Origin of the sequence: Halobaculum limi (assembly GCF_029490015.1) — an archaeon.
In the GTDB taxonomy this organism is placed as follows: domain Archaea; phylum Halobacteriota; class Halobacteria; order Halobacteriales; family Haloferacaceae; genus Halobaculum; species Halobaculum limi.
Map to the genome: position 1 here is coordinate 2,211,109 of NZ_CP120468.1, position 20,353 is coordinate 2,231,461.

At 66.9% G+C, this 20,353-nt stretch carries 22 protein-coding genes; 12 read left to right on the forward strand and 10 right to left on the reverse strand.

All coding sequences use genetic code 11. The features are described from left to right. Positions 1-86 precede the first annotated feature (86 nt). Entirely contained in the window at positions 87-620 is a 534-nt protein-coding gene (locus tag P0D77_RS11150; protein ID WP_277553147.1) for a DUF7549 family protein, read from the reverse strand. A gap of 195 nt (positions 621-815) precedes the next feature. On the opposite strand from P0D77_RS11150, the gene P0D77_RS11155 reads away from it, so the two are divergent. Then, entirely contained in the window at positions 816-1,289 is a 474-nt protein-coding gene (locus tag P0D77_RS11155; RefSeq protein WP_277553148.1) for a DUF5793 family protein, read from the forward strand. Between the two features lie 69 nt (positions 1,290-1,358). After that, entirely contained in the window at positions 1,359-2,027 is a 669-nt protein-coding gene (locus tag P0D77_RS11160) for a uracil-DNA glycosylase family protein (RefSeq protein ID WP_277553149.1), read from the forward strand. A 28-nt stretch (positions 2,028-2,055) separates the two neighbouring features. On the opposite strand, the gene P0D77_RS11165 is transcribed toward P0D77_RS11160, so the two are convergent. Next, a complete protein-coding gene (locus tag P0D77_RS11165) occupies positions 2,056-3,873 on the reverse strand; it encodes a histidine kinase N-terminal 7TM domain-containing protein (protein ID WP_277553150.1) in 1,818 nt (605 codons plus the stop codon). A gap of 216 nt (positions 3,874-4,089) precedes the next feature. On the opposite strand from P0D77_RS11165, the gene P0D77_RS11170 reads away from it, so the two are divergent. Together P0D77_RS11170 and P0D77_RS11175 are read left to right on the forward strand one after the other, a co-directional pair. After that, positions 4,090-5,109 (forward strand): MBL fold metallo-hydrolase, encoded by a 1,020-nt coding sequence (locus P0D77_RS11170; protein WP_277553151.1) that lies wholly within the window; start codon positions 4,090-4,092, stop codon positions 5,107-5,109. A 182-nt stretch (positions 5,110-5,291) separates the two neighbouring features. Continuing rightward, the gene (locus P0D77_RS11175) at positions 5,292-5,600 is read left to right on the forward strand and encodes a DNA-directed RNA polymerase subunit L (RefSeq protein ID WP_277553152.1); all 309 of its coding nucleotides are present in this window, start codon (positions 5,292-5,294) and stop codon (positions 5,598-5,600) included. Between the two features lie 13 nt (positions 5,601-5,613). Here P0D77_RS11175 and P0D77_RS11180 read toward each other — a convergent pair whose 3' ends face one another. The 4 genes from P0D77_RS11180 to P0D77_RS11195 form a co-directional block, all read right to left on the reverse strand. Further along, complete coding sequence (locus tag P0D77_RS11180; protein ID WP_432764846.1) at positions 5,614-6,192, reverse strand: DUF1684 domain-containing protein; 579 nt, start codon at positions 6,190-6,192, stop codon at positions 5,614-5,616. Between the two features lie 95 nt (positions 6,193-6,287). Next, positions 6,288-7,106 carry an imidazole glycerol phosphate synthase subunit HisF gene (gene hisF / locus P0D77_RS11185; protein WP_277553153.1) on the reverse strand — a complete coding sequence of 273 codons (819 nt, stop codon included), beginning with the start codon at positions 7,104-7,106 and terminating at the stop codon, positions 6,288-6,290. 69 nt (positions 7,107-7,175) lie between these two features. Then, complete coding sequence (locus P0D77_RS11190) at positions 7,176-7,502, reverse strand: hypothetical protein (RefSeq protein ID WP_277553154.1); 327 nt, start codon at positions 7,500-7,502, stop codon at positions 7,176-7,178. Between the two features lie 60 nt (positions 7,503-7,562). Further along, complete coding sequence (locus P0D77_RS11195; protein WP_277553155.1) at positions 7,563-9,329, reverse strand: alpha-glucosidase; 1,767 nt, start codon at positions 9,327-9,329, stop codon at positions 7,563-7,565. A gap of 64 nt (positions 9,330-9,393) precedes the next feature. Between P0D77_RS11195 and P0D77_RS11200 the strand changes: the two genes are divergently transcribed. Continuing rightward, positions 9,394-9,549 (forward strand): DUF7550 family protein, encoded by a 156-nt coding sequence (locus P0D77_RS11200; RefSeq protein ID WP_277553156.1) that lies wholly within the window; start codon positions 9,394-9,396, stop codon positions 9,547-9,549. A gap of 118 nt (positions 9,550-9,667) precedes the next feature. Here P0D77_RS11200 and purL read toward each other — a convergent pair whose 3' ends face one another. Continuing rightward, positions 9,668-11,794, reverse strand: a complete 2,127-nt coding sequence (gene purL, locus P0D77_RS11205; protein ID WP_277553157.1) for a phosphoribosylformylglycinamidine synthase subunit PurL — start codon at positions 11,792-11,794, stop codon at positions 9,668-9,670. Between the two features lie 113 nt (positions 11,795-11,907). Here purL and P0D77_RS11210 point away from each other — a divergent pair, with 113 nt between their 5' ends. Together P0D77_RS11210 and P0D77_RS11215 are read left to right on the forward strand one after the other, a co-directional pair. Next, a complete protein-coding gene (locus P0D77_RS11210) occupies positions 11,908-12,591 on the forward strand; it encodes a PHP domain-containing protein (RefSeq protein ID WP_277553158.1) in 684 nt (227 codons plus the stop codon). Next, the gene (locus tag P0D77_RS11215; protein ID WP_277553159.1) at positions 12,591-13,718 is read left to right on the forward strand and encodes an asparagine synthase C-terminal domain-containing protein; all 1,128 of its coding nucleotides are present in this window, start codon (positions 12,591-12,593) and stop codon (positions 13,716-13,718) included. Before P0D77_RS11210 ends, P0D77_RS11215 begins: the two co-directional genes overlap by 1 nt. A 155-nt stretch (positions 13,719-13,873) precedes the next feature. Here the strand turns inward: P0D77_RS11215 and P0D77_RS11220 are convergent, their stop codons facing one another. Together P0D77_RS11220 and P0D77_RS11225 are read right to left on the reverse strand one after the other, a co-directional pair. Next, positions 13,874-14,368, reverse strand: a complete 495-nt coding sequence (locus P0D77_RS11220; protein WP_277553160.1) for an NUDIX hydrolase — start codon at positions 14,366-14,368, stop codon at positions 13,874-13,876. Positions 14,369-14,448: 80 nt separating this feature from the next. Next, positions 14,449-15,438: a transcription initiation factor IIB gene (locus tag P0D77_RS11225; RefSeq protein ID WP_277553161.1), complete on the reverse strand. Its 990-nt coding sequence runs from the start codon at positions 15,436-15,438 to the stop codon at positions 14,449-14,451. A 310-nt stretch (positions 15,439-15,748) separates the two neighbouring features. Here P0D77_RS11225 and gatC point away from each other — a divergent pair, with 310 nt between their 5' ends. The 3 genes from gatC (at position 15,749) to P0D77_RS11240 (ending at position 17,645) form a co-directional block, all read left to right on the forward strand. Further along, positions 15,749-16,048 carry an Asp-tRNA(Asn)/Glu-tRNA(Gln) amidotransferase subunit GatC gene (gene gatC / locus P0D77_RS11230; RefSeq protein ID WP_277553162.1) on the forward strand — a complete coding sequence of 100 codons (300 nt, stop codon included), beginning with the start codon at positions 15,749-15,751 and terminating at the stop codon, positions 16,046-16,048. Further along, positions 16,045-17,358 carry an Asp-tRNA(Asn)/Glu-tRNA(Gln) amidotransferase subunit GatA gene (gatA, locus tag P0D77_RS11235; RefSeq protein WP_277553163.1) on the forward strand — a complete coding sequence of 438 codons (1,314 nt, stop codon included), beginning with the start codon at positions 16,045-16,047 and terminating at the stop codon, positions 17,356-17,358. The genes gatC and gatA overlap by 4 nt, the downstream gene beginning before the upstream one ends. A gap of 62 nt (positions 17,359-17,420) precedes the next feature. Further along, positions 17,421-17,645 (forward strand): hypothetical protein, encoded by a 225-nt coding sequence (locus P0D77_RS11240; RefSeq protein WP_277553164.1) that lies wholly within the window; start codon positions 17,421-17,423, stop codon positions 17,643-17,645. Between the two features lie 21 nt (positions 17,646-17,666). On the opposite strand, the gene P0D77_RS11245 is transcribed toward P0D77_RS11240, so the two are convergent. Beyond that, positions 17,667-19,292, reverse strand: a complete 1,626-nt coding sequence (locus P0D77_RS11245; RefSeq protein ID WP_277553165.1) for a TrkH family potassium uptake protein — start codon at positions 19,290-19,292, stop codon at positions 17,667-17,669. Positions 19,293-19,392: 100 nt separating this feature from the next. Here P0D77_RS11245 and P0D77_RS11250 point away from each other — a divergent pair, with 100 nt between their 5' ends. Both P0D77_RS11250 and P0D77_RS11255 read left to right on the forward strand, forming a co-directional pair. Then, positions 19,393-19,716: a DUF7471 family protein gene (locus tag P0D77_RS11250; RefSeq protein WP_277553166.1), complete on the forward strand. Its 324-nt coding sequence runs from the start codon at positions 19,393-19,395 to the stop codon at positions 19,714-19,716. Beyond that, a complete protein-coding gene (locus P0D77_RS11255) occupies positions 19,713-20,231 on the forward strand; it encodes a winged helix-turn-helix transcriptional regulator (protein WP_277553167.1) in 519 nt (172 codons plus the stop codon). The genes P0D77_RS11250 and P0D77_RS11255 overlap by 4 nt, the downstream gene beginning before the upstream one ends. Positions 20,232-20,353 lie beyond the last annotated feature (122 nt).

Consider the following 20,353-nt stretch of genomic DNA (forward strand, 5'->3'; position numbering starts at 1 on the left):
AACTTCACCACCAAGCGTCTCGATCTTGATAGATAGCGTGCGAGTGGTCCGACCCGGTCTCGACGCCGTCGGCGAGTACGCTCGGACTACGAGACGCGTTCGGCCCGCAGCAACACGCCGCCCAAGAGCAGTTGCACGAGTGCACCGACCGGGAGCGACACGCCGGCGAAGCCGCCGCCGACGCCGAACGAGAGGCCGAAGAACGTCTCGGGGAACAGCAGCGACGCGACGACGAACAGCAGTCCCGAGGCGACGAGCAGTCCGCCGAGAAGGCTCACCGGGTCGACCGACCACGCCTCGACGCGCTCCTGTTCGCGGTAGTAGTACACCGAGATAGCGAGTGCGACCAGATAGATAGCGGCGCCGAGCATCCAGACGCCGTACGCGACTTGGACAGACGTTCCGGCTTGGAACAGATACGCCGACACGGGGGTCGCGAAACTCGTCGCGCGCACCAACGGCACACCGAACGTGTATCTGATCTGCAGTAGCGGGAACCGCACGAACAAGACGGTGCCACCGGCGACGGCCCCGTAGAAGATGTTCCACGGGAGCAACGCCGTCACCCACGTCGACACCACCGCGAGTTCACCCGCGTACTCCGAACGGACCCAGACCATATACCCGACCGCACGTCGAGCGTGGATAAATTGATTGGACGGCCGCGGTGTGACGCACGTGGAGGGCCGTTCGGTCACGGGCCGACCGTCTCGGATCTGTTCGGAGTCTCCCCGAACGAGTTCGCCGGAGGAATTATGTGCTGTGGTATCGGGCGGTACGTACTTACACGCCAACCCCTAACGAGGTGATACGGAATGAGGCGCGACCACTTCGAACTGGATGTCGAGCATATCGACTGGGTAGACACCGACGCGGACCCCGAGAAGCCACACGTCTCTATCGTGTTCAACGGGTCACAGGACCTGCTTCGTGACCGACTGACGAACGCCGAGGGGGAGTTGCTGGCGGCCGAAGAGACGGACGTCGCCTATCGCCTCCGCGAGGACCACGAGTCTGACCCGGACGCCGAGGGCGTCGTCTCGGTGACGAACCGACTCACCGGTGAGTTCGTCCTCGAACTGAACGAACAGGCCTCCGACGTGTTCCAGTTCATCCGCGCGGCACGCGAGTACGGCCGCGCGGACGACGGCGATGGGCGCTACCACGTCGACATCCGCGTCGGTGACGAGGAGTTGGTCACCTACGAGAAAGAGACGTTCCTCGTGTACGACGCCGAGGGGAACCTCCTGCGCGCGGAGAGTCTGATCCCGTCGGGCGTCGAACTGTAACGGTCGAACACGCTCGTTGACCCTCCAGAACCGCAAACGCCTTGCGGCGTCTGCGCGCTATGCATCTCCGTGAAGAACGTCACTGACCGCGTCTCGAATCCCTTCGGGATGACGCCTCCGTGCGAGCGATACGTCCCGGGGTACGGAGACGCGAACGCCGACTTCCACGTCATCGGGGACCATCCCGGCGTTCACGGCGGTCTCGACACTGGAGTTCCGTTCACCGACACCGACGCTGGCCAGCGACTGCTGGAGACGCTCGTCGACGCGGAGTTGCTTCACGCGGCCGGCACGGCCCCCGAGGTAGCGTCGACGTACCTCTCGTATCTCCACATGTGCCTACCCGAGGGCGACCGAACGAACGGCGACGGGACGCCGACGCAGGCGTCGTACGACGATATGGAGCGATTCTTCGACGCGGAAGTGCGTGCTATCGCCGCACACGTCCTCCTCCCGGTCGGTGCGGTCGCGACCCGGCACGTCCTCGAGACGTACACCGCACAGGCGCACAAGACCGACCTCGTGATGGACAACCTCCACGGAACCGAGATTCGGGGGTCGGGATGGCTCGTCGTCCCGATCAAAGACCCCGCGGAGTGGACCGACGGCGACGAGGACACGCCGAGTGATGCCGAGCGACTCGTCGAGGGGATTCGGACGCTTCGGTCGACCGACTACCGCCGCGAGTCCGATTTAGGTCGGTTCATCGCTGGATCCGACCCGTATATGGTCCGGTAAGCGCGACGACCGGCCATCGTTCCGCGGCTTACGCCTGCCCCGCCGGGTCCGACGGCGGGTCCGCGGCGGGTAGTCGGACCGTGACTGTGGTTCCAGTCTCGTCGACGTCGAAGGAGACGTCGCCGCCGGACTCTTCGACCAACCACACGACGAGCCACAGCCCCATCCCCGAGGAGTGGGTCAGTTGCGTCTCGCCGCGCGCCCGGATCGGGTCGAGTTCCTGCTGGGGGATGCCCGGTCCGTCGTCCGAGATGGTTGTCACGACGCGGTCGCCTTCCGTCCGAACGGTGATGTCGACCGTGGGGTGTTCGCGGTGGTTGTGTTCGACGGCGTTCTCGAGGAGGTTCTCGAACGCTGAATCGACGAGGTCGTTCGCCCACAGCCACGCCTCGTCGGGGGCGTCGACCGACACGCGGGCCTCGGGCCAGGCGAACTCAAGGCCGTCGACCTGCGCGCGGACCAACCCTGCGCCGTCGAGTCGCGTCGGTTTGGCACCCTCGGCGTCTATCGTCGCCTCCACCTCGCGGACGAGCGACGAGAGGTCGAGCATCCCCTCCGCCGCGTTTCGGATGTTGTCGATAGCCGTCGTCCCGCCGTCGCCGGTGAGCGTTCCCGACCCGTCGCCCCCTGGCACGGCGTCGATGTCCTCGTGGGTGGCGAGTTCTGCTTCGAGCATCTCCGCGTAGCCGATTACGACGTTCATATCGTTGCGCAAGTCGTGTCGGAGAATCCGGTTCAGCACGCTCATCCGCCGCCGGTGACGGTAGCTTTGGGTCACGTCGCGGACGGTCACGATGTCGCCTTCCAGCCCCGACCGAGCGAACGACGAGACGCGAACCGCGAGCGTGCGGTCGCCGCGGTCGGTCTGATAAACGACGTGTTCGGATCGCTCGGTGGGATCCGCACCGTGGTCTCGTCCGAGCGGTTCGACCGCGTGTTCGCTCTCGGTAGATGCGTCGTCGACGGCGTCGGCGACCACCGGCACGACAGCAGAGAGCGAGCGACCCAGTACGTCGTCGCGGTCGACCCCGAACAGCGTCGTCGCCGCCGTGTTGCAGTCGGTGACGGTTCCGTCGTCGGTGAGGACGAACAACGCGTCGCTAATCTCGTCGACTGCGGTCTCGCGGGCGAACTGTTTGGCCGCTTCGGGCGCGTCGAGGAGGTCGTAGCGTGTGACGACGCCCGTCAGTAGGGCACCCGAGAGCGCCGTCGCGACGGGTGTCGGGTCGACCCACGGCCCAGCGAGGCCGAGGAGAGCGACCGTGTGTGCGAGCCACGGTGCGAAGACGGCGACCAACACGACCGCTCCTTGGACCGCGTCGCTGTCGGTCGTCAGTGCCGCGCGCCGTCCGACGGCGACCCCGCCGGCGGCGAGCAACACGTACGAGTACGCGGCGTGTAACACGAACATCGGGCCGTACGACACTGACAACGACGCCGCTCCGTCGGTGGTCACGAGGCCGGCGTCTCTCCAGAGCAACCCGGTCGCAGGCGAGGTCCACGCGGACACGACGGTTATCGCGGGGACCACACACAACGCCGCGATCATCCGTCGGTTCAGCCGGTTCGGGCGGGTAGAGAATCGTCCGGCGAACACGACCCACGCGACCGGAAGTGCGGCGAGGAACACGTAGCCGACCCGTGCAGCGAGGAGTTTTCCAGCAAGGTCTGCTTGTGCGTGTTCGACTGCCGTCGCAAGCGTCCACCCGGCCGCGGCGACGAGGACGACCGTCAGCGCAGTTCCGCTGGGCGTCCGGTGTCGCCCCCACAGGAACGCCGCTGCCAGCAGTGCCACTACTCCTGCCGCCGACAGCAACGGTGTGAACGGGACGACCTGCCACGTCACGGGGATCGCACCTGGACTCGATCCGTCGAACGCGACGCACAGAAGATGTAAAAGCTAGGATACATATGGGACGAATCAGGACAGATTGTACTTAAAATTACCTCTGCTTCCACCGAACGGTGCGAATCGGGCGTTCGAGGTGACGGGCGCGGAAGCGGTGGGAGTCGAAATCGCGAGTCGGAAGGCTTCTTTCCCCCGCGCGGCCCATCGTGTCATATGCATCGGATCCGCCTCAACAACACCGTCTTCGAGGGACAGAACAACGTGTACGTCCTCGACGGCGGCGACACGGGGCACGTGAGCGATGAGTTGGTGCTCGTCGACGCCGGCGTCGCGCTTCCTGAGGTCCACGAGGAGTTGCGCTCGGAACTGGCGGCGCTCGGTCACGAGGTAGCCGATATCGACCGCGTGCTCGTCACCCACTGGCACTACGACCACGCCGGCCTCGCGGGGGCGATTCAGGCGGAGTCCGGGGCGACGATTCACGCCCACGAAGCGGACGCACCGCTCGTCGCCGGCGACGAGGAGAGCCTACTCGACGAGCAGTCGCTCCAGCGCGAGAAGTTCCGCGAGTGGGACCTCCCGGACGACGCTCGCGAGGGCCTCGTCGAGTTCCTCGCCGATCATATGGACCTGGGCGGCGAGCAGTGTGAAGTCGAACCGTTCACCGACGGCGACCGCATCGCGGTTGGCGACCGAACGCTGGAGGCCGTCCACCTCCCTGGCCACGCCGCGGGACTGACCGCGTTCCACGACGCCGAGGCCGACGAGGCGTTCGTCGGCGACGTCATTCTCCCGAAGTACACGCCGAACGTCGGCGGGGCGGACGTCCGCGTCGACGCGCCGCTCGAACGCTACGTCGAGAGCCTACTGCGCCTCATCGACCGGGATCCGGCGACGGCGTGGCCCGGCCACCGCGACCGCATCGACGACCCTGCGGGCCGTGCGGCGACCATCCTCCGGCACCACGTCGAGCGAACCGAGAACGTCGTTGGCGTCCTCGGCGATCGGGGGCCGTCGACGCCGTGGGAGGTGAGCGCCGCTCTGTTCGGCGACCTCCACGGCATCCACGTCCTTCACGGCCCCGGCGAGGCGTACGCGCACCTCGATCACCTCGCGCGGGCCGGCATCGCTGAACGCGACGGGAAACAGTACGCCCTCGTCGACGACGACCCGGACATCGGGTCGCTGTTCCCCGACCCCGGCATCGACCGCGTCGTCGAGTGGGAGGGGTGAGGTGACAGTGCGGCGTTCTCGGAGTGAGTCGCTCTCGGTTCACTCTGCTCGCCGTTCGCCTTCGCGGTCTCGCGTTGCTCGACCGCGCGCTGCTCACGGGTCGCTCCGAGGCCTCACTTCGTTCGGCCTCGCACGTCTCCCGAACACAAGCTTGAAACACGCCTCGGGCGAAATCAGCCGTAATGGAACTTCGCGTCATCGAGAAGACGGACGAGGAACTCCGCATCGAGATCGCGGGCGAGGACCACACGTTCATGAACGTCCTCAAGGGCCAACTCCTCGAGACGGAGGGAGTCGCCGCCGCGACGTACGACATGAACCCCGAGCAGTCGGGTGGTCAGACGGAGCCGATCCTCTCTGTCAAGACTGAAGACGGCCTCGACCCACTCGACGCCCTCGCTGAGGCTGCGAACGGCGTCTCTGCGAATCTCAAAGAACTGTACGACGACATCGAGGCCGCGTTCGCGGACGCCGACGCCGCCGAAGCGTAAGCGCGCGGTTCGGTTACAATTCGGGCTGTTTCTCGCCCGCGCGAATCGCCACGTCTAGCCAGTTGTCCATCGGGACCAGCGGGCACTCGTAGGCGTCGGCGTACGCGCAGAACGGACTGTACGCCTCGTTGAAATCGAGGATCCACGCGCCGTCGTCAGTGCGGTCGTCGGGGTCTTCGAGGTCGAGATACCGCCCGGCGGGATACGTCTCCTCGCCACTCGTGGCGTCACGGAACGGGACCCACAGGCGATACTCGTCGCCGGGGGCTTGGAACGCGTGGAGCGTCACGTCCTCGCCGTCGACGGTGAAGCGGAACTCGCCCACGTCGTGGTACGTCCGCGCGCCGTCTTGCGTCGTCTCGACCGTTATCTCCTCGGGGTCGTCGTGTTCGTGGAGGTGGACCTCGAACCGGTAGCCGGGGTCGGGGTCGAAGTACCGCAGTCCCGTGAAGTCCGCGCGGGTCGCCTGCGGAATCGGCGAGCGCGGGTGCTCCACGAAGAACTCGTCTTTCTGTGCTCGTTGCTCTCGAATCTCGTCGGCGTACGCCTCGGCGTCGATGTCGCTGTCGGAGTCGGTGGTCACACTAGTCAGTCATCGGCTCGACGTATCAACGTTCACCGGGTGTGTCCGCGCCGCGCCTCGCCGAGGAAGCGCGAGGTGCAACAGTGGGGGAAGACGACCCGGCCTTACAGCCGAACGGGGACGTCGTGGTCCGCGAGATACTGCTTCACCTCGTCGATGCCGTACTCGTCGAAGTGGAAGATGGAGGCGGCGAGGCCGGCGTCGGCGTTCGCGTCGACGAACACCTCACGCATGTGTTCGGGACTACCACAGCCAGACGAGGCGATGACCGGCGTCGACACGGCGTCACAGACGGCCTTCGTCAGCGGGATGTCGTAGCCGTCTTTCGTGCCGTCGGCGTCGATGGAGTTGACGAACAACTCGCCCGCGCCGCGTTCTTCGGCCTCTTTCGCCCACGTCACCACGTCGATGCCGGTTCCTTCGCGCCCGCCCTTGACGGTACACTCGAACCAGCACTCGCGCCCGTCATCGAGCGTGACGTAGTGGTCGCCCTCGTCGTCGAAGCGGCGGCGGGCGTCGACCGAGATGACGATACACTGACTGCCGAATGCGTCTGCACCCTCGGTGATCAACTCGGGGTTTGCGATGGCCCCGGAGTTGATTGACACCTTGTCCGCACCGGCGCGAAGCGTCTCTTTGATATCGGCTTTCGTACGGATGCCGCCGCCGACGGTGAGGGGGATGAAACACTCGTCGGCGACTGCTCGGACCGTATCGAGCATCGTCTCGCGGCCCTCGGCGCTGGCGGTGATGTCCAAGAACACGAACTCGTCGGCTCCCGCCTCGTTGTACTTCTTCGCCATCTCGACGGGGTCGCCGGAGTACTCCAGGTTCTCGAAGTTGACGCCGGTGTAGACGGCGGCGTTCCCGTCGTCGTCGAGGTCGACGTCGATACACGGGATGATCCGCTTCGTGAGAGTCATACCGGCGATAGCCGCGAGTGGGGTTTCACGGTTTCGCCTGTCGACGCCCGCGTCGCCCGAGCGACCCAGTCACTGCTTCCACCCTGCCTGCGTACCGCCGCCGTACAGCCAATCGCGGATTCGGCCGACAATCGAGTGGAGAACGACGAACAAGATGAACACATACGCGAGGCCGACTACCGCCTGCGCCATCGGGCCGACGCGAGCGGCGATCATCGGGAATCCGTACCGGAGGTAGAGGTACACCCCGCCGACGACGCCGCCGAGACCGATGCTCGCGACGACCACGGCGTAACACGCGAATATCGTCCACCAGATGCCTTCCGCGACGTACTCGTTGCGGCGTGCGACACGTCGGACGCGATGGAGGAGGAACGAAGTCGTATCGGGGAGCACACTCGAACGGCGCTCACGGGCGCCACTTAGCCGTTCGGGAGCGACGACCGGCCTCGTGGGTCACTTCAGCAGGTACACTCGCGCCTCCCACGGTCGGGCGGTGTACGATTCGACGGCACCCGGCGACGGCGTCTCGCCGTAGTTCGACAGTTCCAGCGTCGTATCCGCGCCCGCGACGGCCTGTGGTGGTGTCACATCAACCCTGTCACCGCTCCAGTTGAGGGCGACGAACGCGCGGTCGTGGTTGGCGTCGGCCGCGGTGTCCGTCGCGGTGTTAGCGTCGTCGAGCGTCCGGGTGTACGCCCACACACGTTCGTCCTCGGGCGTGTGGTTCTCGTACTCCCCGTACACGAGCACCGGGTGGTCGTCGCGAACGTCGATCAGTCGACGGTAGTAGTGCCACGCCGAGTCGGGGTCGCCACGTTGGCGTTCGACGTTGACCTCGTCGTGGTCCTCGTGGAGTCGGATCCACGGGTCGCCGTCGGTGAACCCGGCGTGTTCGCCGGTCGTCCACTGCATCGGCGTCCGACTCGTGTCGCGACTGTGGGCGTTGAGTCCGTCTTTGATCGCCTCGAACGACGACACCTCGCCCGCCGCGAGAGCGTTCTCCACCGTCCGAACCGTCTCCACGTCGCGGAACTCCGAGAGCGACTCGAACGTGGGATTACTCATCCCGAGTTCCTCGCCCTGGTACACGTACGGCGTCCCGCGGAGCGTGTGCAGGAGCGTGGCGATACACGTCGCCGACTCCCGACGGTACTCGTCGTCGTCGCCGAATCGGGAGACGACGCGGGGTTGGTCGTGGTTGTTGAAGTAGAGGCTGTTCCAGCCGCGACCGTACAACCCCTCCTGCCAGCGATCGAACGTCTCCTTGAGGTCTGTCAGCGACCACTCCTCGCGCTCCCACAGACGCTCGCCGCGTCCGATGCCGACGTGGTCGAAGTGGAAGATCATACTGAGGCCGTCCCCGTCGGGGCCGACGTACTCGGCGGCCTCCTCGACCGACGGCTCCCCGATGCACTCGCCGACGGTGAGCAGTCGCTCGTCGTCGAACACCTCCTCGGCGAGTTCCGAGACGTACTCGTGGATTCGCGGGCCGTTCGGGACGAGACGGAGCGTGCCGTTGAACGGGTCCGACTGCTCGCCGTTCGGGTAGCCTGCGGGCTTCGAGAGCAGGTTCACCACGTCGAGGCGGAAGCCGTCGATACCCTCGTCGAGCCAGAACTGCATCTCGTCGGCGACGGCCTCGCGGACCGCCGGGTTCTCCCAGTTCAGGTCGGGCTGTTTGGGGTCGAACAGGTGGAGGTACCACTGCTCGCGTTCGTCGTCGTACGACCACGCGGGGCCGCCGAAAAAGGACTGCCAGTTGTTCGGCGGAGCCTCACCGTCTGGCCCTCGCTCGCTGCTCCACGACGCGTCGGCGGCGTCGACGCCGTCGGCCCAGTGATACCAGTCAGCCGTCGCGCCGCGGCGGCGCGAGATCTCGAACCACTCGTGTTCGTCGGAGGTGTGGTTCGGGACGAAGTCCATCACGAGGCGGATGTCGCGGTCGTGGAGGGCGTCGCGGACGCGCCGCCAGTCGTCCATAGTCCCGAACGTGTCGTCGATGGCGCGATAGTCGGCTACGTCGTAGCCGTTGTCCGCCATCGGCGACTCGTACACCGGGTTGAGCCACACCGCGTCGACGCCCAGGTCGTCGAGGTAGTCGGCACGGTCGGCCAGGCCAGCGAGGTCGCCAACGCCGTCGCCGTCGCCGTCGGCGAAACTCCGCGGGTAAACCTGGTAGACGGTTGCCTCCTTCCACCAGGTCCGTCGCTCTACAGTCATATCTTGGCGCACAGGCGCCGGCCGGATAGGTGTTTTTTTGCCGCGCGCCGCCCGACCGAGGCGTATGGCCGACCACCACGACCACGACCACTACAAGGAGTTCGACTACGAGCGCGTTACTTCGCCGATGCAGGACGTGACGACCGGGCAGGCAGTCACCGGCGCCGTCATCGCCCTCGTCGGCATCGCCATCGCGTTCGGCCTGCCGCTCGTCCTGTAAGGGACGACGAACACGCAGGGTCGTCGACGCGACAACCCTGCCGCGTTCTGGTTCGTCCACAGCAACTCACGCTTCAAACGGTTCTTCTGGCACACTCTCTGCCGAGCGCTTGCTCGACTCAGTCGAGTTCGCGCTCGATGACCGAGCGGAGGTCGCGGACGGCCCCCGCGTCGTACGCGAGCGTCTCGTCGCCGACCGTCAGCGAGAGCGTCCCATCGTCGGTCGCCGTCCCGAGTTCCTCGACCGGCGCGACGCCGTCGAAGGCCGCACGAACCGCGTCGGGGTCGGTCGTCTCGACGACCGCGCGGCCGGGCGTCTCGTCGAACAGCGAGATCGCGTCCTCAACGGCCACCTCTGCGCCCGTATCTGCCGTGATCAGTTCCGCGAGCGTCACCGCGAGACCACCGTGGCTCACGTCGTGGACCGCCAGCGTCGCGTCGTCGTCAGCGACTGACGCGAGCGTCTCCACGACTGCGGGCGCGTTCTCCGGCAGGTCGGGGAAGCGGTCCGTGCCGCCCGCCTGCGCGAGATACTCGGACCCGCCAAGCGCACCGCCGGGCGCGCCGACGTGGAGCAGGGTTCCCTCGCCCGACAGCGACGCGGGCGGTGCGGAGAAGCCGGCCTTCGTGCCGATGACCGCCAGCGTCGGCGTCGGTGGGACGGGACCTGCCTCGCTGTCGTTGTACAGCGAGACGTTGCCGCCGACGACCGGCACAGAGAGGTCCGCACACATCTCCGCGAGGCCGTCGACGGCCGCGGCGAAGCCACCGTACACGTCCGGCTTCTCGGGGTTGCCGCCGTTGAGACAGTCGACCGCTGCGAGCGCCGTTGCCCCCTTCGCCGCGAGGTTAGTGACGTTCTCCAGTGCGACCGCGCGAGCGCCGTCGTACGGCGCGGCGGCCGTCCAGCGTGGCTCCGCGCCCGAGGAGATGGCGAGTCCAAGCGGGTCGCCCGACTCCGTCTGTGCCTCTCGAATCGCCATCACTGCGGCGTCGTCGCCGGGGAGCATCGAGGTTCGGACGCCGACCTCGTGGTCGTACTGTCGGTACACCCAGCGCTTGCTCGCCGTGTTGGGATGGCCGACGACGGCTTCGAACACGGCCGCGAGGTCGGCGTCGGGCAGGTCGCGGTCGGGTTGGGTCGGTTCCTCGCGAGCAAGGTCGTTCATCGGCGCGCCGTCCGCGAGGTACTCGGCGGGCGCGTCGACGACCGTCTCGCCCTCGAACGTGCAGACGTAGTTGCCGTCGGTCACTTCGCCGATGACCGAACAGCCCAGGTCGAAGCGGTCGGCGAGTTCCGCGACGCGGTCGGTGTCCTCCGGGCGAACCTCGTACACCATCCGCTCTTGACTCTCCGCGAGGAGGATCTCCATCGCGTTCATATTCGGTTCGCGCTGGTGGACACGGTCGAGTTGGATCTGTGCGCCGAGACCACCCTTCGCGACGAGTTCCGAGGAGGCGCCACCCAGTCCGGCCGCACCGAGGTCCCTGGCGGCGACGAGCAGTCCCTCGTCGACGAGCGACTCGTTGCACTCAATGAGTCGCTTCTCTGCGTAGGGGTCGCCCACCTGCACGGCGGGCCGGTCTTCGGTCTCGGCGTCTTCCGCGAGGTCCTCAGAGGCGAAGGAAGCCCCGCCGAGGCCGTCGCGACCGGTCGCGTTGCCGACGAGGACCAACTTGTTCCCGGGCGTCTCGGCGGTCGCCGTGACGAGGCGGTCGGGCGTCGTCAGGCCGACGCAGGCGACGTTGACGAGCGGATTGCCCTCGTAGCCGTCGTTGAATGCGACCGACCCGGCGACCGTGGGGACACCGATACAGTTGCCGTAGTGGCTGATTCCCTCGACGACGCCCTCGAACAGGTACTTCGAGTGTTCGCGGTCGAAGTCGCCGAAGTACAGCGAATCGGCCAAGGCGATGGGGTACGCGCCCATCGACATCGTGTCGCGGACGATGCCGCCGACGCCGGTGGCCGCGCCGTCGAACGGGTCGACGTAGGAAGGGTGGTTGTGGCTCTCGATACCGAGCGTCGCGTACGTCTCGTCGTCTAAGGCAACGACTGCGGCGTCGTCGCCGGGGCCGATGACGACGTCGTCGCTCTCGCTGTCGAACGCCGACAGCAGGGGGCGTGACGAGCGATACGCACAGTGTTCGCTCCAGAGATTCTCGAACAGTGCGGCCTCCGCACGGGTGGGTTCCCGTCCGAGTTCCGCCTCCACCAGGTCGCGGTCCGCGTCGGCGAGGGGCATTCACGTGTGCGGTCATCCTGGCCGGTCAAATGGCTTTCTATGTGCACATTCGTGCGTATTCTCGGCGTCGGTCGACCGGGGTTCTTTTTATCAGGCCGGGTCTACCGACGGTCGTGCTTTCGGTCGAGCTGCACAGTCACTCCGCACTTTCGCACGACGGCCGCGACCCGGTCGATATGCTGCTCGAACAGGCGGCCGCCGTCGGCCTCGACGCACTCGCCGTCACGGACCACGACGAAATCGACGCGAGCCTGGAGGCCGCAGCGATGGCCGACGACTACGGCCTCGTCGGGATTTCAGGAATGGAGGTGACGAGTGCTGCAGGCCACGTCCTCGCGTTCGGTATCGAGGAGGCCATCCCGCCGGGGCTCAGTTTCGACGAGACGCTCGACCGCATCCGCGATCAGGGCGGCCTCTCGGTCGTCCCGCACCCGTTCCAGAAGTCGCGCCACGGCGTCGCCCCGCACATCACGGAGGACCAACTCGCCAGCGCCGACGCCATCGAGGTGTACAACTCGCGCCTGCTCACCGGTCGCTCGAACCGACAGGCGGAGTCGTTCGCCGTCGACCGCGGCGTCCCGATGACCGCCGGCAGCGACGCGCACATCTCGGAGATGGTCGGACAGGCCATCACAGAGGTCGGTGCCGCCGACCGCTCGGTCGACGCGATTCTCGACGCGATTCGCGACGGTCGAACCAGCGTCGTCGGCAAGCGCACGCCGTGGCACATCTCCTTCCGGCAGGCCGCCGGCGGCGCGAAACGACGGATCGGTCGGCGCGTAGCCGACTTCCTCTGATGGCGTTCGCCCCCGCAGACGGCGCGACGCTCGACGGTGTCGACGCCGAGACCGTGCGTGCGGCGCTGAAGTCGGGCGACCCGTTTCCCGGGACCGACGGCTTCGCGGGCGCCGTGGACGGCGTCCTCGTCCGTGACGTCCTCGGGCGACGACCGATATTCGTCGACGACGAGACGGACGGCTGGAATTTCGACCCGACCGAACTCACTGCGCCTCGGTCGCTCCCCGCTGGGACCGTCCGCGACGACGACGGCGAACGCCGCGTCTGGACGCTCCCCGATCCCGATCCGGCTCCGAGCAGCGAGGCGCTCGACCGCGTCACGAGTGCGGTTCGCGAGCGAACCCGCGCGGTCGACCCCGAAGGGCTAGCGGTGGCGTTCTCCGGCGGTGTCGACTCGGCGGTCGTCGCCGCCGGCGTTCCCGACGCACCGCTGTACGTCGCCGGGTTCGAGGGCGCACACGACGTCGAGGCCGCTCGCAGGGCCGCCGACGCGATGGATCGGGACCTGACGGTGGTGGAGTTGTCGCACGACGACCTCACGCGGGCAGTACCGGAACTCGTCGCGGCCACGGGACGGCGCAATCCGATGGATCTCTCCATCGCACTCCCGCTGTATCTGGTCGCAGAACGCGCGGCCGCCGACGGTCACGACCGTCTCGCTGTCGGACAGGGTGCGGACGAACTGTTCGGCGGGTACGCGAAGGTAGTCGACCCAGCAGACGACCACCGCGTCGATGCCGACACCGTCCGCGGCGCACGACGCGAGACGATGCTGACGCTCCCCGCACAACTCGAACGAGACGTGCTAACGCTTCGAGCGGCCGGTGTCGACCCCGTCGCGCCGCTGCTCCACGACCGGGTCGTCGAGGCGGCGCTGTCGATCCCGGATGACCTCCTGGTCGCGGACGGCGAGCGGAAGGTGGCCTTACGCGCGGCCGCGGCAGGCGTCGTCCCCGAGTCCGTCCGGACGGCAGACAAGAAGGCCGTCCAGTACGGCACCTACGTCTCCCGCGAACTCGACCGCCTCGCGCGACAGGCTGGATTCAAACGCCGGATGGACGACCACGTGGGGCGGTACGTGGCGTCGCTGTGCGATCTGGAGTACCTCCCGCCCGACGAGCGTTGAACGGTCGGTGGCTCTCGCGTCGCTCACTCGGTGCGAACAGGCGACAGTGGGTCGGGCCCGCCGCCGGACGGCGCACTGTCGCACGACCGCTGAGCGACGCCCGGAACCGATAGTCGATACCGCTGTCTGGTCCCGGATTCAGTCATAAATGTTCGTCAGTCGCGCCGCGCGGGTTCGATCGCCGCTCTGACCGTCTCGATGGCCTCGATGCCGATCTGAACGGTGTCGCTGTCGACGCTACTCTCGCGCAGTTCCGTCGGCGTGTACCAGTCCCACTTCGCGGCATCCACCTCGTCGTCGCCGTCGGGGTCGATGTCGCGGGAGTCGACGTGTGCGAAGAACACCGAGTCGATGTGCTGGTGGCCCACCCTTCCGTCCTCGTGGACGTTGATGTCGTACAACATCGTGTGTCGCGGCGTCGGCAGCGTCTCGCCCGCGGGGGCGTCGACTTCGTCGGTGTCGTCGACGAGCGTCGGGTCGAGGCCGGTCTCCTCTCGTGCCTCCCGAAGGCCCGCTTCGTGCGGGAGTTCGTCGCGGTCGACGTGGCCGCCTGGCGGGATGCGAATACCCAGTCGCGGGTGTCGGTGCAACGCCGTCGCACCGTCGTTGACGAGGTAGACGGTCGCGGTGAAGTGGCGTGTCGTCTCCATACCCCAGGCTGGGGGGTGGGTGGCTTCGACGTTACGAAACGGGAAACGTGGGTGGCCGTGGACGAACGACGACGACCGCGTCAGCCGAGTTGGACCTGCTCTTCGGCTTCCAGCAGTTCGTGGTAGCGGTTTCGAATGGTGACCTCCGAGATGTTCGCCACCTCGCTGACCTCGCTCTGCGTCACCTTCTCGTTGGTGAGCAGCGAGGCCGCGTAGACCGCGGCGGCCGCGAGACCGACCGGCGACTTGCCCGAGTGAATGCCCTCTTGTTTCGCCGTCTGGAGGAGCTTTCGAGCACGCCGTTCGGACTCGTCGGAGAGGTCCAGATCCGAGGCGAACCGCGGCACGTAGCTCTCCGGGTCCGCGGGCTGGATCTCCAGTTTGAGTTCGCGGACGACGTAGCGATACGTCCGGGCGATCTCGTCTTTCTCCACGCGGGAGACGTTCGCAATCTCGTCGAGACTCCGTGGCGTTCCCGCCTGTCGCGCGGCGGCGTACAGGCTCGACGTCGCGACGCCCTCGATGGAGCGCCCCGGCAGGAGGTCGTCGTCGAGTGCGCGGCGGTAGATGACGGAGGCGGTCTCGCGGACGTTGTCCGGAAGGCCGAGTGCGGAGGCCATCCGGTCGATCTCACCGAGCGCCTGCTTCAGATTGCGCTCTTTGGAGTCGCGCGTGCGGAACCGCTCGTTCCACGTCCGCAGACGCTGCATCTTCTCGCGCTGACGGCCGGACAGTTGGTTGCCGTAGGCGTCTTTGTTCTGCCAGCCGATGTTCGTCGACAGCCCCTTGTCGTGCATCATATTCGTCGTCGGGGCGCCGACGCGGGACTTCTCGTCTTTCTCCTTGGAGTCGAACGCTCGCCACTCGGGGCCGCGGTCGATCTCGTTCTCCTCGACGACGAGACCGCAGTCTCGACAGACCGTCTCACCCCGTTCGGAGTCGCTCACGACCTGCCCGCCACACTCCGGACAGTCGAGTTCTTCACGTTCGGATTCGGACGTCGACTCGTCCGTCCTCGCGGTGTCGGTTCGCGGCCGCTCGTCCGTGTAACTTCGGACGTTTTCACTCATTGTTGGGTTCTGGGAACGGCTGTCGGAGAAACGGCTCCGACCGGGTTCTCTGTACCAATTACAGGGCTGTGAACCTCTTATATCTGGTGGCGAATTTCGATCGAATTCAACGGAAAATCTACACGACGGCGACGGGGGTGATCGGTCGGGACTGTGGCCGCGGTTCGACTGCTCTACACACCTAAATGGACGGTTTCAGTTAGAGCAAAATATGTGTGTAATGATACCACGATTTTGATCGTCTCTGTCACGGGTTCTCCGGGTCCGGGGTATCGAAACCCTTACTCGGTGTCCGCGGCACCGCTCGCATATGACAGCGACCGACGAGGGGAGCGACGCAGACGCCGTCGACCCCAACGAGGTCCGCCACGTCGCGGACCTCGCCCGGGTCGACCTCGACGACGAAGAAGCGGAGACGTTCGCGACACAGTTCGCGGACGTCCTCGACTACTTCGCGGCCCTCGACGAGGTGCCGGAAGTCGAGGACGAACCAGACCTCGTGAACGTGATGCGCGCCGACGAGGTCCGTGAGGGCCTCTCGCAGGAGGAGGCGCTCGCGAACGCGCCCGAGACGGAGGCGGGCTTCTTCAAGGGCCCGAAGGTCTCATGAGCGCCGACGACCTCAACGTCTTCCTCACCCGCGAACGCGTCGACAGCGACGCCGATGGTCCGTTGACCGGGATGACGCTCGCGGTGAAGGACAACATCTCCACGAAGGGCATCCGCACCACCTGTGGCTCTGCGATGCTCGACGACTACGTCCCGCCGTACGACGCGACCGTGGTCGAACGCGTCAGCGACGCGGGCGCGACGCTGGTCGGCAAGACCAACATGGACGAGTTCGGGATGGGCGGCACGACCGAAACCTCTGCGTTCGGGCCGACGAAGAATCCCGTCGACCCCGAACGTGTCCCCGGTGGCTCCTCGGGTGGCTCTGCGGCGGCCGTCGCCGCGGGTGAGGCCGACGTGGCGCTTGGCTCCGACACGGGTGGCTCCGTCCGCAACCCCGCCGCGTTCTGCGGCGTCGTCGGCATCAAGCCGACGTACGGTCTGGTGTCGCGGTACGGCCTCGTCGCGTACGCAAACTCCTTAGAACAGATCGGACCGCTCGCGAACACCGTCGAGGATGCCGCGACGCTGCTCGACGTCATCGCCGGCCCCGACCCGCACGACGCGACGACGCGCTACGACGCCGCCGAGGGTGGCGACGACACCCATCCCGCGGAGGCGACGACGTACGCCGACGCCGCCGACGGCGACGTCGACGGTCTCACCGTCGGTATCCCGACCGAACTGGTCGAGGGCGCCGACGACGAGGTGATCGCGGTGTTCGAGGACGCCATCGCGGACCTGGAGGCACAGGGCGTCGAGACGGTCGACGTGTCGCTCCCCTCCGTCGAACACGCAGTGCAGGCGTACTACGTCATCGCGATGTCCGAGGCCTCCTCGAACCTCGCACGCTTCGACGGCGTCCGCTACGGCGTCGACGGCGGCGAGGGCAACTGGAACGACTCGTTCGCTCGCTCCCGCGAGGAGGGCTTCGGCGACGAGGTCAAGCGCCGTGTCCTGTTGGGGACGTACGCGCTCTCTGCGGGCTACCACGACAAGTACTACAAGAAGGCGCAGGACGCTCGCGCCTGGGTGAAGCAGGACTTCGACGAGGCGCTCTCGGAGGCCGACGTCCTCGCGACGCCGACGATGCCCGTCCTCCCGCCCAAGCGCGGTGAGAGCCTCGACGACCCGCTTTCGCTGTATCTGATGGACGCCAACACCGTCCCGGTGAATCTCGCGAACCTCCCGGCCATCTCGGTGCCTGCCGGCGAGTCGGACGGCCTTCCGGTCGGGATGCAGTTCGTCGGCCCGGCGTTCGGCGAGGCGGTCGCCATCCGTGCGGCCAGCGCCGTCGAGCAGTCGCAGTAGGTCGCTCCCGAGACCCGAATCGACCCTAACTGCTATTCGACTCCGTTTTTCATCGTGACTCGATGGACGACTCCCTCCAGTCCAGACTCGACTCGGTCGAGCGACGCCAGCGGATCGTGATCGCACTCCTCGTCGTCCCGTATTTGATCACCGGCGCCGACCTCCTCTGGTCGGTCGTCCTGACGGATCCCGGGTGGTTGTTCATCGGCCTCTTGTTGTTCGTCGCCCTCGCGTTAGGGGGCCTCGGCTACGTGGGCTATCGCGGGCGGCGCTCGTCGCGTCAGTGACCAGAGAACGGGGACGAGCGGTCAGCGCCGCCAGTACTCCGGCGTCAGGCAGACGAGGACGGGAATGATCTCCAGGCGACCGATCCACATCAGAAACACCATAAACAGCGTGCTCACGTCGCTGAAGGCGAGGTAGCCGCCCATTGGCCCGATGATGCCGAACCCAGGTCCGACGTTCCCGAGCGTCGTCGCGGCGGCGCTGAACACTTCGAGGACGGTGAACGTCGTCTCGACGCGGAGGCTGTCGAGGAACAACAGCACCGCCGAGACGAACACCAACACGATGTACAAGAGTGTGAACGCGAAGATACCGCGAACGCCGCGTTCGTCGAGCGCACGGCCGTTGAGTCGAACTGGGCGAACCGCGTCGGGGTGGGCGGTCGTGAACAGTTCGCGGCGGAGCGACTTGATGATCACGACCCAGCGAATCACCTTGATCCCCCCGCCGGTCGACCCGGCCGAGCCACCGATGAACATCGCGAACAGGAGGACGAACTGCGCGGCCGGTGCCCACGTGTTGAAGTCGATGCTGGCGTACCCCGTCGTCGTCACCAACGCGACCGTCTGGAAGACGGCGTGTCGCAGCGAGGGTTCGAGACTCCCGGTCAACTCGCCCGACACCATCGCGAGGTATGCGGCGTCGAACGTCGACTGGCCCTCGGGGACCGCCGAGACGAACGTTCCACCGAACAACAGGGCCGTGAGGATGGCCGTCAACACGCCGAGGACGCCGAAGTACGCGCGGAACTCGACGTCGCGGAGCATCTTACCGGGCTGACCGGTGATGACGCCCCAGAAGAGAGCGAAGTTGACACCGGCGGCGACCATGAACGGGACGATGACCCACTGGACGGCCGCGGAGAACGCCTCGATAGAGCGTGCCTCGGGCGAGAAGCCGCCGGTCGGCATCGTCGTCAAGCCGTGGGCGACGGCGTTGTACAGCGTCATGTTCGGCGCGAGTTCGGGCATCCCGAGCAGCGGTCCGGCGACGTGGAGGCCGTACAGCAAGACGATTTCCAGCGCCGTCAGGCCGGCGTACACGCCCCAGAGGACGCGCGCGGTCTCTGCGATCCGCGGGGTGAGTTTCTCGATGCCGGGGCCGGGGGCCTCCGCGTCCATCAACTGCGCTCCTCCAACCGACAGTTCCGGGAGGATGGCGACGGCGAGGACGACGATACCCATCCCGCCGAGCCACTGACTCAGTTGCCGCCACAGCATAATCCCGCGGGAGTGCGTCTGGAAGGAGATGTCGCCGAGGACGGTCGCCCCAGTCGTCGTGAAGCCGGACATCGCCTCGAAGAGGGCGTTGACGGGATTGGCGAGTGTCGACTGCGGATGCGGCGCGGCGACGATACCAGGGACGCCGTGTGCCTCGACGAGATACGGGATGGCACCGACGAGACCCACGGCGAGCCACGTCACTGCGACCATCAGGAAGCCCTCACGGGCGCCCATATCGGGGTCTGGGTCGAGACGGTTCAGAGCGGTCCCAGCGACCAGCGCTACGAGGATGGTGACGACGAACGGGGCGACCGACTCACCGTAGTACAGCGAGACGACCAACGGCGCGAGCAACGGGACCGAGAGATACCGCACGACGGTCCCAACGAGACTCAGACTCGCCCGATACTCGACGCGGAGGTTCACTCTCGAAGCGACCGACCGCGTTCAAGTTGAACTTACCGTTCCACGACGCGAGGCCGCCGCCGCACGGAAGCGTGAAGTCGACCGGCAGACTAGCCGGGCTATGGACAGCGTCCTCCACCTCGCGTCGGACCTCCAGGGCGTGGCGTACGCCGTCGTCGTCGCCGTCGGCGGCATCGCCGGTGCGGGGCTACTCGGACTTGGACTCGCGGCGTTTCTCCGGCGACGCTCCCGCTCGTATCTGCTCATCGCACTCGCGCTAGGCACGCTCACCGTGCGGGCTGGGCTGGCGGCCGGAACCGCGCTCGGCGTCGTCGGGCCGGCGGCACACCACTTCGGCGAACACCTCCTCGACGTGGTGATGGCCGGCCTCGTCATCGGCGCAGTGTACTACGCCCGGTCGACGACCGTGGAGGCGTCGTCGTGACCGACGACTCCCTCTCGACCCGGGACCGACTGGCCGCGTACGTCGGGTCACACCCGGGACTCCACTTCAACGAACTCGTCCGGCGACTCGACCTCGCACCGGGACAGGCGCAGTACCACCTCCGACGCCTCACGCGGGCAGACCGCGTCGTCGCCGAGTCGGTCTCCGGGCGGACGCACTACTTCCCCATCGACTTCGACCCCGAGGAGCGGACGCGCGTGGCGCTGTTTCGTCGGGAGACTGCTCGCGACGCCGTGGTCGAACTCCTCGACGGCCCCGCAACTCCGAACGCCGTCGCCGAACAGATCGGTGTCGCACGAAGCACGCTGGAGTGGCACCTCGACGCCCTCGTCGACGCGGACGTCGTCCAGAAGCGCAGGGACAGTCGTGGTCGGGTGACGCTCGCGCTGACCGACCCCGAGGCGGCCGCACAGTCGCTTGCACGCGTCGAGCCGTCCGTCCCGGACCGGCTTCTCGACCGCTTTACCCGACTCGTCGACTCGTTTCTCGACTAACCGGCGTCGACGCCGCCGATGCCGCCGACCCCGTCGACCCTGCCGACGGTGGATTCCCACCACACAACCGGGGTCACGGCGTTCGACGGCCACACCACAACCCCCTTGGCCGTGACGAGACT